This window comes from Lactobacillus sp. C449L (assembly GCF_059900815.1).
The window spans coordinates 121,489-135,375 of sequence record NZ_JBWXGA010000003.1 but is presented as its reverse complement, the minus strand read 5'-3'; the positions used below and the strand labels follow the sequence as shown (position 1 = coordinate 135,375).

Annotated in this window: 16 protein-coding genes; 2 read left to right on the top strand and 14 right to left on the bottom strand. The window is 34.4% G+C overall.

Going from position 1 to position 13,887, the window contains the following annotated elements; translation table 11 throughout:
• Positions 1–9: 9 nt before the first annotated feature.
• The 4 genes from AC2JF9_RS06355 to agaB are packed head-to-tail and all read right to left on the bottom strand — an operon-like array spanning position 10 to position 2,539.
• Positions 10–444, bottom strand: coding sequence for a PTS sugar transporter subunit IIA (locus tag AC2JF9_RS06355; RefSeq protein WP_500726102.1), 435 nt, complete (start codon positions 442–444; stop codon positions 10–12).
• 16 nt (positions 445–460) lie between these two features.
• The gene (gene agaD / locus AC2JF9_RS06350; protein ID WP_500726099.1) at positions 461–1,252 is read right to left on the bottom strand and encodes a PTS galactosamine transporter subunit IID; all 792 of its coding nucleotides are present in this window, start codon (positions 1,250–1,252) and stop codon (positions 461–463) included.
• Positions 1,242–2,039 carry a PTS galactosamine transporter subunit IIC gene (gene agaC, locus AC2JF9_RS06345; RefSeq protein ID WP_500726098.1) on the bottom strand — a complete coding sequence of 266 codons (798 nt, stop codon included), beginning with the start codon at positions 2,037–2,039 and terminating at the stop codon, positions 1,242–1,244. Before agaC ends, agaD begins: the two co-directional genes overlap by 11 nt.
• Positions 2,040–2,062: 23 nt before the next feature.
• A complete protein-coding gene (agaB, locus tag AC2JF9_RS06340; RefSeq protein ID WP_500726096.1) occupies positions 2,063–2,539 on the bottom strand; it encodes a PTS galactosamine transporter subunit IIB in 477 nt (158 codons plus the stop codon).
• Between the two features lie 154 nt (positions 2,540–2,693).
• Here agaB and AC2JF9_RS06335 point away from each other — a divergent pair, with 154 nt between their 5' ends.
• Positions 2,694–3,431, top strand: coding sequence for a GntR family transcriptional regulator (locus tag AC2JF9_RS06335; protein WP_500726094.1), 738 nt, complete (start codon positions 2,694–2,696; stop codon positions 3,429–3,431).
• Between the two features lie 208 nt (positions 3,432–3,639).
• Here the strand turns inward: AC2JF9_RS06335 and AC2JF9_RS06330 are convergent, their stop codons facing one another.
• Genes AC2JF9_RS06330 through AC2JF9_RS06300 form a run of 7 tightly spaced genes read right to left on the bottom strand, consistent with a single transcriptional unit; the run spans position 3,640 to position 9,259 of the window.
• The gene (locus AC2JF9_RS06330; protein WP_500726092.1) at positions 3,640–5,484 is read right to left on the bottom strand and encodes a BglG family transcription antiterminator; all 1,845 of its coding nucleotides are present in this window, start codon (positions 5,482–5,484) and stop codon (positions 3,640–3,642) included.
• A 12-nt stretch (positions 5,485–5,496) separates the two neighbouring features.
• Positions 5,497–6,039, bottom strand: a complete 543-nt coding sequence (gene hxlB / locus AC2JF9_RS06325) for a 6-phospho-3-hexuloisomerase (protein ID WP_500726089.1) — start codon at positions 6,037–6,039, stop codon at positions 5,497–5,499.
• Complete coding sequence (locus AC2JF9_RS06320; protein WP_500726087.1) at positions 6,032–6,628, bottom strand: SIS domain-containing protein; 597 nt, start codon at positions 6,626–6,628, stop codon at positions 6,032–6,034. Before AC2JF9_RS06320 ends, hxlB begins: the two co-directional genes overlap by 8 nt.
• Positions 6,621–7,145, bottom strand: a complete 525-nt coding sequence (locus tag AC2JF9_RS06315) for a YjbQ family protein (RefSeq protein WP_500726085.1) — start codon at positions 7,143–7,145, stop codon at positions 6,621–6,623. The genes AC2JF9_RS06320 and AC2JF9_RS06315 overlap by 8 nt, the downstream gene beginning before the upstream one ends.
• Positions 7,142–7,432: a PTS sugar transporter subunit IIB gene (locus AC2JF9_RS06310; protein WP_500726083.1), complete on the bottom strand. Its 291-nt coding sequence runs from the start codon at positions 7,430–7,432 to the stop codon at positions 7,142–7,144. Before AC2JF9_RS06310 ends, AC2JF9_RS06315 begins: the two co-directional genes overlap by 4 nt.
• 2 nt (positions 7,433–7,434) lie before the next feature.
• Positions 7,435–8,787: a PTS galactitol transporter subunit IIC gene (locus AC2JF9_RS06305; protein ID WP_500726080.1), complete on the bottom strand. Its 1,353-nt coding sequence runs from the start codon at positions 8,785–8,787 to the stop codon at positions 7,435–7,437.
• 13 nt (positions 8,788–8,800) lie between these two features.
• Positions 8,801–9,259 carry a PTS sugar transporter subunit IIA gene (locus tag AC2JF9_RS06300; protein WP_500726078.1) on the bottom strand — a complete coding sequence of 153 codons (459 nt, stop codon included), beginning with the start codon at positions 9,257–9,259 and terminating at the stop codon, positions 8,801–8,803.
• A 180-nt stretch (positions 9,260–9,439) separates the two neighbouring features.
• On the opposite strand from AC2JF9_RS06300, the gene AC2JF9_RS06295 reads away from it, so the two are divergent.
• Positions 9,440–10,084 carry a ribulose-phosphate 3-epimerase gene (locus tag AC2JF9_RS06295; protein ID WP_500726076.1) on the top strand — a complete coding sequence of 215 codons (645 nt, stop codon included), beginning with the start codon at positions 9,440–9,442 and terminating at the stop codon, positions 10,082–10,084.
• Positions 10,085–10,352: 268 nt separating this feature from the next.
• Here AC2JF9_RS06295 and AC2JF9_RS06290 read toward each other — a convergent pair whose 3' ends face one another.
• The 3 genes from AC2JF9_RS06290 to AC2JF9_RS06280 are packed head-to-tail and all read right to left on the bottom strand — an operon-like array spanning position 10,353 to position 13,883.
• Entirely contained in the window at positions 10,353–11,099 is a 747-nt protein-coding gene (locus AC2JF9_RS06290; protein ID WP_500726074.1) for an aspartate/glutamate racemase family protein, read from the bottom strand.
• Positions 11,100–11,115: 16 nt separating this feature from the next.
• Complete coding sequence (locus AC2JF9_RS06285) at positions 11,116–12,684, bottom strand: UDP-N-acetylmuramoyl-L-alanyl-D-glutamate--2,6-diaminopimelate ligase (RefSeq protein ID WP_500726072.1); 1,569 nt, start codon at positions 12,682–12,684, stop codon at positions 11,116–11,118.
• 44 nt (positions 12,685–12,728) lie between these two features.
• Positions 12,729–13,883 carry a sensor histidine kinase gene (locus AC2JF9_RS06280; RefSeq protein ID WP_500726068.1) on the bottom strand — a complete coding sequence of 385 codons (1,155 nt, stop codon included), beginning with the start codon at positions 13,881–13,883 and terminating at the stop codon, positions 12,729–12,731.
• Positions 13,884–13,887 lie beyond the last annotated feature (4 nt).

Below are 13,887 nucleotides of genomic sequence, written 5' to 3'. Positions count from 1 at the left end.
AGTGCTTTTTTATATCCCATCTGAAAAACCATTTACATCTTCTTCATTTTCACTTATATTATCTTTTTGAAAAATTTGTGCTGTACTTTTAGTTATCTTGACCAGATCATTCATAAGCTCTTCCTTATTTTCATAGTCTTTATATGTAGTTTCCAGTAATGAACTTAAATTACATCCAGATATCACGCCAACATTGTCATTATTGAACGCAATCTCTGCTGATTTTTTATACGGGGTGCCGCCCAATATGTCCGTAAACAAAACTGTATCTTCGTCATGGTCAATTTGTTCAATAATCCTGTTTCTTAAATCAACTTCACTCATTCCTCTAGTAAAATCAATAAAGTTGGATTCATTTTGTTCACCTATAAAAAGTTCAAGAGAGCTTCGTATTCCCGACGCAAACTTGCCGTGACCAATTACAATTATTCTAGCTTTACTCAAATATAATTCTCCTTATTTACATTATTCCTAAAAATGAACATGCAATACATAAAGCAAATACAACAACAATCAAGACAATAGGTGAAACTTCTTTCCTTTTGAGAAGCCAATATAAGAAGAATGTAAATCCTAGTGGCAAAAGATTTGGAAAAACTTTGTCCAGAAAGTCTTTTTGTAAAGAAACACTTCCGATTTTTACCTTTAAAGATAAAGTAACATAAGAGCTTATTAAAGCACCAATTACAGTAAGGCCCATAATTGAAGCTGACTTGGAAATGATTTTTGAATTTTCTTGAATAACATCGATTGCCTTTGTTCCCATGTCATAACCTAAATGAGCAAATGGTATTCGACATAAAAAGATTGCTAAGTAAACTAAAAAGAAAATTATTGGACCAAGTGGATTGCCCTTCGACGCAAAAGAAGCACAGATTCCACCAACAATAGGCATAACTGTAAACCAGTAAATCGCATCACCAATACCTGCCAGTGGGGCAAAAAGTGCATTCTTAAGACCGCTAATTGTATTTCTATCTACTCGTTTTTCTTCCATACTAGTTAAAAGGCCAAGTAAAATAGGTACCAATGGTGGGCTTGTATTGATAAAGTTCATGTTATCAACCATTGCTTCAGACATTGCCTCTTTATCATCTCCAAAGATCTTTTTCCATATTGGAATTTGAACCCAGGTCCAGCCCGGAGCCTGCATTCTCTCATAGTTAAATCCTAGTTGGAACAATGACGATCTTAAACCAAGCTTGGTAATATCGCTTCTATTTAACTTTGTATATTTTTTGTTAGATTCCATCTTCGCTACCTCCGTTTTCTTTAATTTCATCTATTTGATCTTTTAGCTTCTGATTCTGTCTCGTATTGAAAAAATCAATCATTGCAAAGACCACACCAATTACCGCTGCAGGTAATACATTGGAATAGTTTATGAAACTCGCAATTACAAAACCTAATAACAAATATGGTACATAGTTAACACGTAGCAATACCTTTAATAACATTGCAAATCCAACTGCCGGAAGCGCACCACCTGCCAATTCAAATCCATGAATCAACCATTTTGGCATTGATTTAACAAGAGTTGCCATAGGTCCTTGAGCTGCATATGACGATAAAAAAATAACTATAAAGAACGTTGCTGCTATAACGATAGCCGAGAAGCCAATAAAATTATTAAACTTTTTAACATCTGCATTTTCTGCAGCATTGTCCATTGCGGGCATGAAGCCTGAAAACAGCGAATAAAACATTAAAATAATATATTGCATCAGCATTGCAAATGGTAATGAAAGCCCAACTGCCGTAGCAGGTGCAACACTAGTTGTATGAGCAATAACTACGGTCATAATCCCACATACAGCGGGGTTTGGTGGCTGCGTACCACCAGCATTAGTTAGACCGGCAAAAGTCAGTTCAGCTACACCACCTGCAAGCAAACCAGTCAATGGATCTCCAAGTATTAGCCCAGTTACTGCACAACTAACTATTGGCCTAAAAATATACAGAGCTTCAGTATAAGAGTCCACACCTGCAATTGCGCCAAAAATACTAAGCAAAATTCCTTGCCACAAAGTAATTTGCATTTTTTCCTCCAGTTTCTACTTAATTAAAAGTTAACGTTTGTTTTTTTATCACCAGGTACGTCTTGGATATAAATATTGATTCCAAAATGAACAAGTCTCATTAAATCATCTTTATCTTTTTGATCTACATATACCTTATCAGTAACTTTTTCTTTTCCAGAGGAAAAGTGCATGTTTCCGACATCAATTTCCTTTATTGGCACTCCACCTTCAACTAGCCTGACAGCGTCAGCTGGTGTTTTAACAATTATAAAAATCTTTTGACGTGGAGCAGCTTTTCCAATAATATCAATCGTTTTTTGAATTGAAAAAAATCTTATTTGTGCTCCAGATGTTTCAGAGGTGCTTTTCATTAATTTTTGCTGTAACGGATCTTCAGAAACATCATCATTTGCTACTAAAAGTAAATTTGCGCCAATCGAGCTAGTCCAGATAACACCAACTTGACCATGAACAAGTCTATTATCAATTCTAGTTAATAAAATATTCGGTTCACTCATATTCTTACCTCCCATTTTCATATGGTCCATACCACTAATCAAATCAATAATAATAGAAAGCGATTACACTGTCAAGTTATTTGAGTAGTCATACCTGATTTATCTGGTATAATATTTTTGAAAATATTATTTATTATGATGGTATGTACCTTAAATGGAATTTGAAATGAACAAAAACTCGAAAGAACCAATTTACCTAAAACTTGTAAGTTTTTTGAAGTCATATATTAAAAAAAATATGGAAAAAGGACAAAAACTTCTTAGTGAAAGAGAAATAGCGGAACGTTTAAATATAAGTCGACATACCGTGCGTCAAGCTCTTGATGAACTCGAAAAAATGGGATATATATATAAAATTCACGGTAAAGGTACCTTTGTGTCAAGAAAATCTGTTCCAACTGCTTTAAATGAAGTTTATAGTTTCACACAGCAAATGAAACTGCTAGGAAAAAAACCCGAAACAGATTTATTGGAATTTAAAGTTTTTAACCCCGACGAGTTCTTAGCCTCAAAACTCGACTTAAATAAAGGAGATAAAATAATTAAGCTTAAGTGTATACGTAAAGCTGACTCTATTCCAACGATGGTCGAAAGAACATATTTACCTTTTTCAAAATTTTCAGCGTTGACTTTAGGCGATCTAGAAAAAAACTCATTGTATAAAATTATGAAAAACGATTTTAACCAAAGCGTGCATATAGTTAGTGAGGAAATTAGAGCTAGTCTTATTTCACGCGGAGACGCAAAGATACTACAAATTGATGAAAGCTCACCCTGCCTTAAAGTAAAAAGAACCTCTTATAACAAAAAACAGGAACCAGTTGAGTATACACTTTGCGTAGCACGAAGTGATCAATTTGTATATAACTATAAATATATTCATCGGGAATAAAATTAATGATGTAAATATATAGCACTTTTTATAGAAAAGACTATTGGGAAGCCAAACACCAATAATATACTTATCAGGAATTTCGAAATTTTCGTTTTTTAACACAGGCAACTAAGATTCAAGTTGAATTGCATTATAGCCATTAACTTAACCATTTATTAATTAAATAAAACTCATTGACAATATTAATATCAATGAGTTTTTATGTTTATTCAATTTTTATTATCTCGTCTACGAACTCCTGATAAGTATTGCATGCTGTTAATTTAGAAACTTTGTTATCATCAATAATGACTTCAGAAAGTTCGTCAAATACTTGCCTAAACTTTTTTTCATCTTTTTGACTTGAGGCTAGAGCAATAATCAAATATACTAGCTGATTACCCCACTTAATTCCTTTAGGGTTAATGTAGATAAACCACTGGCTCTTTTTAGCATCATAATCAATAGTATGTGGAATTGCAACCGAACCAAATGCCGTGCTGGAAAGTTTTTCTCTTTCCAAGACTTTATTTTCAAAGTCAATTCCGACAATCTTTTCTTTTAAAAAGTGCTCAGAAATATGATGGATAACTTCTTTGGCCGTTCGATTATAGCTTTCTTTAATAAAACTATTTTTTGACGTAAACCTATTCAATCCTTTTTTTAATTCATGTGATAAATTCATAGCCTCAATCTGCTTAATTGCTTTTTGAATTTTAGTAATATCATTTGGCAAAAGAAAGCTAGAAACTTGAACAAAATTATGTTTTTTAATTATTTGCTTTGAATTCACAACAATTACAAGTTGGGTTTCTTCTAAAATATCTCCTTCATCGGAAGTAGCATTTAAAATTACCATTTCATTACCAAATTTTTGTTCTAGAGAATCAATGGTATCTTTAGAATTATCATTATAATCAGGCATAAACAATTGACTAATTACTTTATTCTCGTTTCTTATTTGTTCAGTAACTATATTACCAACATGAAGAGCAATAAATGCAATTTCTTCCTCACTAACTGAAATACCAAGAACATTTTTTATTTCATAAGCAATCAAGGTTGCACATTCATAAATTGTAGGAGAAGAATTTTTAATGTTTTTTGCAAGAGGATTATGTATGATATTGTTGTTTTTAAAACGATCAATAAGTCTAAGCAAATGCGGCAAAAACCTTTTTTTAAAAAGCTCTTCGTCCAAGTTTAAATCATAGGTTTTTCGAACAAAAAGAACTATTCGCTTAAATAATTTATTAATTTGTGAATCAGCTGGAATCTCAACTTTATGATCATCCAGGATAAGATTAAACATTTTTGTTAGTTGTTTGATATCATAACTTGATAAAAAATAGTCAGTTTTTTGGCTTAGTCCAACTAGAATTCGATTGACCAATTTATTATCAATATTTTTTTCAGTGGGTTGGTCTTCTGTTTTATCGAAACGATCAATCATTATTATTAGATGCAACAGAATATTACTAAAATTAAAAGAATCAATTTTTATATTAGATTTATTTAAACTCTGACGTAGAATCTGACTAACCGTTTTTACTTCCACCTCAGGAAAATATTTTTGAATGGCTTTCTCACTTAAAAGTGTCCCATTTAATTCATGATAAATGATAGACGACAGAATTTTGCGTTTGTTTTCCTCTTTTCCTACTACTTGATAGAAATCTCCTTCATGTTTTAGCTCTAGGTCAAAATTAACAAACTCATGTTCTAATTTTTTTAATTCTTTTCGCAACTCTACGTCATTAATATATAGTTGACCGGATAAGTCATAAACATTAACCGCTTCTGGTGCTTTAATTAATTTTCTTATTAGCCAAGAACTTCGTTGACTAGCTGTATCGGGTAAATACTCTTTTGTTCCCTGAGTATCTATGTTGATTTTTATCTTATATCCCTTGGATCCACTTTCAATTTCAACATTATTCGCACGCAATTGTGCTATTTTACTTTTTACTGTTCGCTCCGACATAGCCAACTTCATCGCAAGAGTTTTAGCAGTGACCCAAGATTCGTTATTTTGTCGTAAAAAATCAAGTAAATCTCTGTTATCACTCATGGTTTTGTCTCCTTACTCTAAATTAGAGTGTGCAGATCGTAGTTGTTTGTTAGTTACTTTTCCATCTTTAATTGCTTTTAATATCAGACTATCAAAAAGCAACAAGGTGGCTTGTTCGTATAAGCTTCCCATTGGCTGAATCGACCCTCGATTTTCATCTTTTGATTGAGCGTCAATAAGAGTAACTACATCACTTTTTTGGCTAAGTTCGGACTCCATATTAGCAGTAAAAGTAATAACTTTTGCACCCAAGTCTACTGCGCTTTTTGCTTGCGAATTTAAAAAAACTGAATTACCACTTGCAGAATTAAATATCAAAATATCATTTTTACTAATTGCTGGTGCAGTAACTTCGGTTGCTACATGTACTTGCAGACCAACTTGCGTAAGTCTATTTGCAAGTGCTTTAATCATTAGTCCGCTTCTGCCTTCTCCTGAGAGAAAAATTTTTCTAGCATTAAAGATCAGTTCTAAAATCTTTTCTGCTTTCTTGTCATTCAAGCTGCTATTAACTGAATTCAGCTCTGCACATATTTTGGCATACTCCTTAATCACTGTTAACGTCCAATGCTAATCTTTGCCCGACTTTGCCAGAAGGATGATTTAATAAGAACTCTTTTTTGGAGAATTTTTCTTCTTTCATAAGAACTGTTGCAACAACATCAAACAAGGATATTACGGCCATAGTACTTGTAGTTGCAAGCATATCAAATTCATCTAGCTCTTTATCAACTTTGACTTTAACCGCTAAATTAGCTTTTTTTGCTAAAACTGATTCCAAGTTTTCTGTTACGACGACAATTTGGGCATCTTTATCACTGCAATTGCTAACAAAACTAGTCAATTCTTTAGTAGAGCCACCTTTTGAGATGAAAATAACAATATCATTTTGTTTAACTTGCCCAAGTCCCCCATGAACAGCATCAGAAGGATTAAGATAAAACGCACTAATGCCAATTACATTAAAGGTATGAACAGCTTTTCGCGCGGCCATTGCAGATGTACCACAACCTGTTATAAAGATATTATTCATACATTCACTCAATAATTTTATCAAACTATCTAACTGCTTAAAATCGACGCTTTTACCTAACTTTTTAACTTCCTCACCTTCAGCTTGAAAAAGCTGAGAATAATTATTCATTTGTTTCTCCTACTATAACGACTTCTATTTTTCTTTTGCGTTTCCTTGTTTGATCGAAATCAACAAAGAATATTTGACCAACAGATCCCAAGAGCAAGTTTCGTTTGCGAATTCCCAATGAAATGCTTGAACCAAGCATGTCTGACCTTAAATGTCCGTCTGTATTCAGCATTGTCCACTTAATAGCAGGATAGTTTGGATCGTTTTTTGCCATACCGTAGGAAATATGTTCAGGACCTGGGCTGAGATAAGGATAGTTCTCGGAAGTTTGGCGAGGAATTATTTTTTCAAAAACATTATTAAGATCAACCTGTAAAAAGTCATCTTCGTAATAGTTTTTATCATGCATGTATTCGTCAAAGTAAATTGAACAAGTGGTATGTGTTGTTTGAATTAAACAAATTCCATTTTGAATATTGCTTTTTGTAACTATCTTTTTAATCTCATCCGTGATCATATGATAAGATGGACGACCTTGAACCGTTTCTAATTCTATTTCATCAAAATAAAAGCTCATGATTCAATAGCCGCTTGCACTTCATTCCAAACTTGGTCTGTTCCTATACCAGTTAAAAGTGCTACTCCATTAATTACCTTGTCCTTAATATCGTCTGGAACAATTGTTGTAGAAATTACTACATCATAAAAACCATTTTTGATATTTTCAACCTCTTGGCTAACAGCAGATTGTTTAATCTCTACTTCATTATCATAACCATTTTCTTTGAGCCAATCATTGACTTTAGCGTGAACAATTGTTGAAGTTGCATGACCTGCTCCACACATAATTAACATTTTTTTCATGATTATTTACCTTCCTTTACGATTTCATCAGAATTAAACTTCTTGATGACATTTAAGTAATACAGAAGTCCAAGCAATACCACAACCATAATGCCTAAACCGATAACTCCCATATTTTGAGCCATCCAAACAAATATTGAGTTTGTCCATAATCCAGACAATTCAAACGAAAAGGCGCCCTTCGTATTAATACTATAATTAGCCAACTTAAAACTCTTCATTACTAACGGCGATAGCCATGTTGACAAATAGAGCATTGGAATTGAGTAGATGGTAGCACCTATTAAGCTTCTTATAATATTTCCCTTAAAAGCTCCAACTAATAAAGTAAATACATAAACATAAAGAGTTAGATCGCCAAGTGGAAGTACTTTATTGCCTGGCAAAATTGTAGCCAAAAATAATGAAATAGGAATCATTAAAACGCTTGTAGCAATAACAGCTGGGTGACCAACAGTTAGCGCAGCATCCATACCAATATTGACTTTTTTACCACGCAAGTGCTTTTTTGTGAATTCCTGCGTTGCTGAAGAAATAGGTGTTAGGCTTTCCATAAACATAGAAATCATTTTTGGCATAATTTTCAAAGTTGCACCCATTTCAACTCCTAATTGCAAAATTCCTGATAGGTCAAAACCAGCAAGAAGTCCGATACCGATGCCGACAATAAATCCAATTACAAGTGGGTCACCGAGTACACCAAAGCGCTTTTGTATTTTTTCTGGACTGGCATCTAATTTGTTAAACCCTGGGATTTTATCAAATAGCCAGTTCAAAGGGACTGCTAGTACTGTTGCAGAAAGAGCCATAGTATGAGTAACTGCAATACCTGGCAAATTAAAGAATTTTTCGGTAATCGGCTGCATCAAATCCGCTAGGAGTAGCTCGAGTAAGAAGCCTCCACAAAGTGCAATGATACCGTATACGTAATTACCAGTAACGGCCCAAACAAGCAAACCAATAAAAGTTGGTTGCCAGAGGTTCCATATATCAACGTTTAAAGTTCTTGTTAGGCCAATCCAAACCAATACTAAGTTAATTAAAATGGTTAACGGAATTGCCAGAACTCCTAAAGAACTTGAAAATGCCAGAGGCCCACCAACACCACATCCAACGTCCATAATGCTTAATGATAGGTGATAGCGTTCAACCATTAGCTTAATAGCTGGTTGCAAATTAGTTGCCATCATATTAACAACCATATTCATTCCAATAAATCCAGCGCTTAAAGTTAAACCTGAAATAAGTGCTTTAGACGGTTTTAGTCCAACAATCAGGCCCAGTATAATAATAATAATTGGAATACCTACAGTTGATCCTAAGTTCAAAAACCAATGTATCGCTTGTACAAACATAATCTATACTCCTTCAATTCAAATCATATTTTGTTAAAATTTCGTATGCTTTTTCAACATCTGTAGCGGTTAGCAACTCACTAACTGCCTCTTTGTTTTGACAAAATGTCATCAGATTGCTTAGCAGACCAGCCTGTTCGTGTGGCTCGCTCATTGCAATCATGAACACCAAGTTAACTTTTACATTAGCTGATTTATTTACCATACTCTTAAACAAAACAGGCTTTTTTAAAGTTGCAAGTGCAATTTGGGAAGTACTAACATATTTAGAATCCGTATGAGGAATAGCAACTCCAATCCCGTATTCCAACTGCAACCCTGTTGGAAAATTATCTTCTCTTTCCAAAACATGTTTTAAATAATTTTTTTTCACTATACCTTCTTGTTTTAGCACATTAGCCAATTTTCTAATTACTTCTGTATTGCTTTGTGCACTTACTCCAAGTTCAATTATTTTTTCATCAAAGAACATTCCTCATCCGCCTCTCTACGATTTAATATTAAGCGCTATCAACTTATAATTAAAAATAAAAATTGCACGGTGGGGTGAAATAATATGTTTTTAAATTTGCACTTATACCGTGCAATTTTTGTTTTGCTTACCTAAAAGGTTTATTTAAAAGTTATTTTATTAATTAAGGAGGAATTTTAAATGACTAAAATATCAGTTTCTTTACATAGCGGACCAAAAATCAATTTAGAAAGGACCTTAGGTGAACTATCTAATTCCGGAGTTGACTTTCTTCATATTGATGTAATGGACGGACATTTCGTTCCCGAAATTGATTTTGGTGAAAAATCAGTTAAAGAAATTAGTAGACAAACCTCAATACCACTTGATATTCACATGATGGTTGAAAATCCCGAAAGATTAATTGGAAATTACAATTTTTCTACAACAAAAAATATTGGCATTCACCTCGAATCAACGCCTCATATTCATCGAGCATTAAATATAGTCAAAGCTTTAGGAAAAAAGTGTGAAATAGTTATTAACCCGGGTACATCAATCTCTGCAATTTTTCCAGTACTTGATTTTGTTGACCAAGTGATGGTAATGTCAGTTAATCCTGGAACTAGTGGCGCTGCATTTATTAACTCTACCGTTGAAAAAGTTAAGCTACTAGATGAAATAAGGAAAAAGAATAATTATCATTATCTAATTGAGGCTGATGGAAGCATTGATGATGAGAATATTAGAAAATTAGCTGACTCAGGTTTAGACATTGCCGTTTCTGGATCGTTCATTTTCAAGGATAACTTTAAAAAACAAGTTCAAAAATTAAATAGTAACTAAAAAGCAGGACATTCTCCAATAGGAATGTCCTGCTTTTTTGCACGCTTTATTATATTTTTAATTATAAAATGTAATCACTTTGATATAAAGAATGCTAGAATAACCAAGCCAAGTTTTAATGATATCAGTTACCGCATTTTTTCCATTATATTAATTTAATCAGATAATAGCTTTTCTTAAAGTCGTTTTTAAAAAATAAAACTGTTGCCTATCTCATTTGTTGGTTCAGCTGACTTCTAGATATTGCTTTATCTATAGTAATGACTTTTTAGTATAAGTACTTCTTAACGGCTTCTCTTGGATCCATGCCCGTGCGAATTTTTAGTTCTAATTCAATTGCCACATCCGCAATAATTGACTGTGGATCAATCACGTTATACGGGTGATCTGGTGCTTTTTCTTGTGCAAGCGATAATTCTGTACAACCAAGTAAAATCACATTACAACCATATTTATCGTGCATAGTGCGCAAAATGCGGTGATAAAGTTCTTTGTCAACAACACCTTTTTGCTTAATATTGGAATAAATTAATTCTGTTACCATCGGTTGGATCTCAGGTCCACCTAATTCTGCTTGCCGGCTAACCAGATTAAGTTCGTCAACATAAAGATGATCATAAATTGAACCTTCCGTGGCAATTAGCCCAATTTTTTGCTCATTTGGATATTCTTGCACAAACTGATGCACTGCAATCCGCATCATATGCAAAAATGGCACATCAGAGAGTTTAGCCATATCATCATAAAAATAATGAGCAGTATTACAAGGCATAATAAAAAAGTCTGGTGATAACTGCGCTTGCTGCAATACATCTTCTCGCAAACTATTATAAAAATTTGGCTTAGAATGGTCTTTGATATAGGCTGTACGATCAGGAACTTGCGCATCATTAACTAAAATATAGTTTAAGTAATCCTGATCCTTAGTGATTTTAACCCTATGATTCAACTGTCGAGCAAGGCTTTCAGTTGCAATCGTACCCATTCCTCCAAGAATAGTAAAAAAATTTTTCATATTTCTGCTTTTTCCGCTAATTAAAGTGTTCGCTTTGACCTTCCAAATCGTTGATTACTTGTTGGGCAACATTAATATCTGAAGGGTATGGCGTGTTAACGCCACGGATCTTTTGAAAACCGTCTTCACCCTTGCCGCAAATTAATACTACATCACCTTTCTGGGACATACTAATAGCATCGCGAATAGCTTTTTTTCTATCTAATTCAATAGTTACATTCACTTTTGAATGATCGATGCCCGCATCAATTTCCTGACAAATTTCCAGCGGATCTTCAAAACCCGGATCATCAGTAGTCAAAAACGCTTGATTAGCATAGGTACTGAGACTTTTGCTAAAACCAGGTCGGCGGGAAATCCCCTTATCTCCAGGAGCGCCAACAACCACAATGATATTTGGGTTATCAAATTCACGCTGCATAAAGCTCATGAGCGCCATCATTGAAGCCTCATTATGAGCATAGTCAACAACCACAATGCCATGATTCTTAGTAACTTCAGTCTGCATTCTGCCCGGAACAGTAACTTCATTAATTCCTTTAGCAGCAGAATCATGGTCCATTCCGGCTAAACCAGCACCAATCACAGCGGCAGTACCATTTGATTCGTTAAAATCTCCCAGCATTTTTAACTGATAATCTCCACCAATTTTTAGCTGCTTAGCCTTATCACTAACGCATGAAACTTGGAATTCAGTTCTTACCATATCAATTTCTTCAGAAGAATATCGGAAATCAATAGTCTGCTGCAAATCAGGGTTAGAAAACTTTTCTTCGGCAAACAAATATATACTATCAGGATCAGTAGTTGTCGTGGCTGCCGCATATACTTCATTGAAGTGGGACGTTTGCGCATTAATAATACATTTGCGCGCATTGACCAAGAGTTGTAACTTGCAGTGCAAATAATCCGCGAAATTTGGATGCTCATTTGGACCAATGTGATCTGGCGAAATATTTAAGAAAAAGCCTAAATCATAAGTTAAACCAAATACTCGGTTTCTCTTATATGCTTGACTAGAAACTTCCATTACCAAATGCGTCATCCCATTATCAACAGCATTACGCATATCACGGAATAAGTCGAGTGACTCAGGGGTAGTCAAGCTTGACTTAAACGTATCCTCTGGATTTTGACCGACCACATTATTAACCGAAGAAATAAGTGCAGTCCGGCCACCGTTAACTTGATCTAGCATCCCTTTTAAAAAGTAAGCTGTTGTTGTTTTACCTTTAGTACCGGTAACCGCAATGACAAATAAGTCATCCTGCGGGAAGCGGAAAAAGGCTGCAGATAATAAAGCCATTGCTTTTGAAACGTCACGCACAATTAAAGCATGCATCCCTTTTCCTTCCGGAAATGGTTGTTCGGCAACATAACAGTTGGCGCCATTATCTTTAGCCATTGACAAGTAAGTCGGTCTAAATCCCGCCCCCTTGCAAAAAAACAGCGTGTTTGTTTCAATGTCACGCGAATCATATGACACATATTCCATTTTGGTTCTGACCGTGTCTTGAATTGCACTTGATTTAAGCAGGTGGTGTTCTTTTAAAATTAAAATACAGGTATTTAAAGAAATACTCATGCTATACCCCTTCGTTTGATATCTCAGTCAAAATTATAACACAGCTAGGCGTGAGTTTTTGCATTCTTTGGGTCCAGTGGCAGACAAATAATGAAACGGGTCCAATTATTATCAGATTCACAGTATATCTTACCGTGATGCAGTTCAACAATACTCTTGCAAATCGATAAACCTAGCCCAGTTCCACCAGTTTTGGTATTACGAGAAGTTTCCACGCGATAAAAACGATCAAAAATTTTCTTCAGTGATTCTTTTGGAATTTGCGAGCCATTATTTTCAACCCTTAGCTCAACTTCATTGTTATTGACTAAATTGGCAATTAAGTTGATTTGCGTCGCTTCAGCGCCATATTTAATCGCATTAGTAATCAAGTTGTTATATACCCGCACTAGTTTTTCTGGATCAGCCTGAATCGTTAAATCCTTAGGTCTTGTTTCAATGTTAAAAGTTATCCCCTTTTCTTCAGCTTCAAACTCAAAACCAGCAGCAACTTGCTCTAGCATTGAAAAAATATGAAGCGAAGATAACTTCAATTTAGTATCGTTTGAATTAATTGTTGTATATTCAAGCAGGTCATGGGCCAAAGACTTCATTTGTTCAGCTTTCATATATGCAATGTCAAGATAGCGCTGCTGATCTTCAGGATTCGCAACACCAGCTTTTAGTAAGCCTAAATAGCCAATGATTGACGTTAAGGGCGTCCTAATATCATGTGACACATTGCTAATTAGTTCATCTTTAGATTTTTCGATTGCTCGTTCTTCTTCAATAGCATTTACTGTACTATCAACTAAAGAATTAATTGAATCGATTACTTTCTGTAAATCGGTTTTTACTTTAAATGAAATAGTGTGATCAAAATGGCCTTGAGCAATATAATGTAATTCAGAAATGACGTGACGCAGTTGCATTTGATGATAGCGCCGAATCAAGCGCCAATACAGCACGATTAAATCGCCAATTCCCATCAAAATCAAAAAAGTATTCTGCCACGACCACAAATGGCGCCCACCAGCAAAGGTAATGGTCTTTTTTAAAAAGTAAATACCATTGATGAGGTTTTCATCTTGTAAAATTGTCAAATTGATTAAAATAATCACTGACAAGTTTAGTAAAAGCAATAAAACAATAGTAATAACGCCTTCAGCAAACAACTCACTTTTTTCGGCAGCCGTTAGTCGAACATGGTCTTTTTTCATTTAG

Excerpts from the sequence above, each read along its gene's own strand:
- AC2JF9_RS06280 (WP_500726068.1), bottom strand. The coding sequence starts at position 13,883 with ATGAAAAAAGACCATGTTCGACTAACGGCTGCCGAAAAAAGTGAGTTG.
- AC2JF9_RS06310 (WP_500726083.1), bottom strand. The coding sequence starts at position 7,432 with ATGAAAAAAATGTTAATTATGTGTGGAGCAGGTCATGCAACTTCAACA.
- AC2JF9_RS06285 (WP_500726072.1), bottom strand. The coding sequence starts at position 12,684 with ATGAGTATTTCTTTAAATACCTGTATTTTAATTTTAAAAGAACACCAC.
- AC2JF9_RS06295 (WP_500726076.1), top strand. The coding sequence starts at position 9,440 with ATGACTAAAATATCAGTTTCTTTACATAGCGGACCAAAAATCAATTTA.
- AC2JF9_RS06335 (WP_500726094.1), top strand. The coding sequence starts at position 2,694 with ATGGAATTTGAAATGAACAAAAACTCGAAAGAACCAATTTACCTAAAA.
- AC2JF9_RS06315 (WP_500726085.1), bottom strand. The coding sequence starts at position 7,145 with ATGAGCTTTTATTTTGATGAAATAGAATTAGAAACGGTTCAAGGTCGT.
- agaD (WP_500726099.1), bottom strand. The coding sequence starts at position 1,252 with ATGGAATCTAACAAAAAATATACAAAGTTAAATAGAAGCGATATTACC.
- AC2JF9_RS06290 (WP_500726074.1), bottom strand. The coding sequence starts at position 11,099 with ATGAAAAATTTTTTTACTATTCTTGGAGGAATGGGTACGATTGCAACT.
- agaB (WP_500726096.1), bottom strand. The coding sequence starts at position 2,539 with ATGAGTGAACCGAATATTTTATTAACTAGAATTGATAATAGACTTGTT.
- AC2JF9_RS06300 (WP_500726078.1), bottom strand. The coding sequence starts at position 9,259 with ATGTTCTTTGATGAAAAAATAATTGAACTTGGAGTAAGTGCACAAAGC.
- AC2JF9_RS06305 (WP_500726080.1), bottom strand. The coding sequence starts at position 8,787 with ATGTTTGTACAAGCGATACATTGGTTTTTGAACTTAGGATCAACTGTA.
- AC2JF9_RS06320 (WP_500726087.1), bottom strand. The coding sequence starts at position 6,628 with ATGAATAATTATTCTCAGCTTTTTCAAGCTGAAGGTGAGGAAGTTAAA.
- agaC (WP_500726098.1), bottom strand. The coding sequence starts at position 2,039 with ATGCAAATTACTTTGTGGCAAGGAATTTTGCTTAGTATTTTTGGCGCA.
- AC2JF9_RS06330 (WP_500726092.1), bottom strand. The coding sequence starts at position 5,484 with ATGAGTGATAACAGAGATTTACTTGATTTTTTACGACAAAATAACGAA.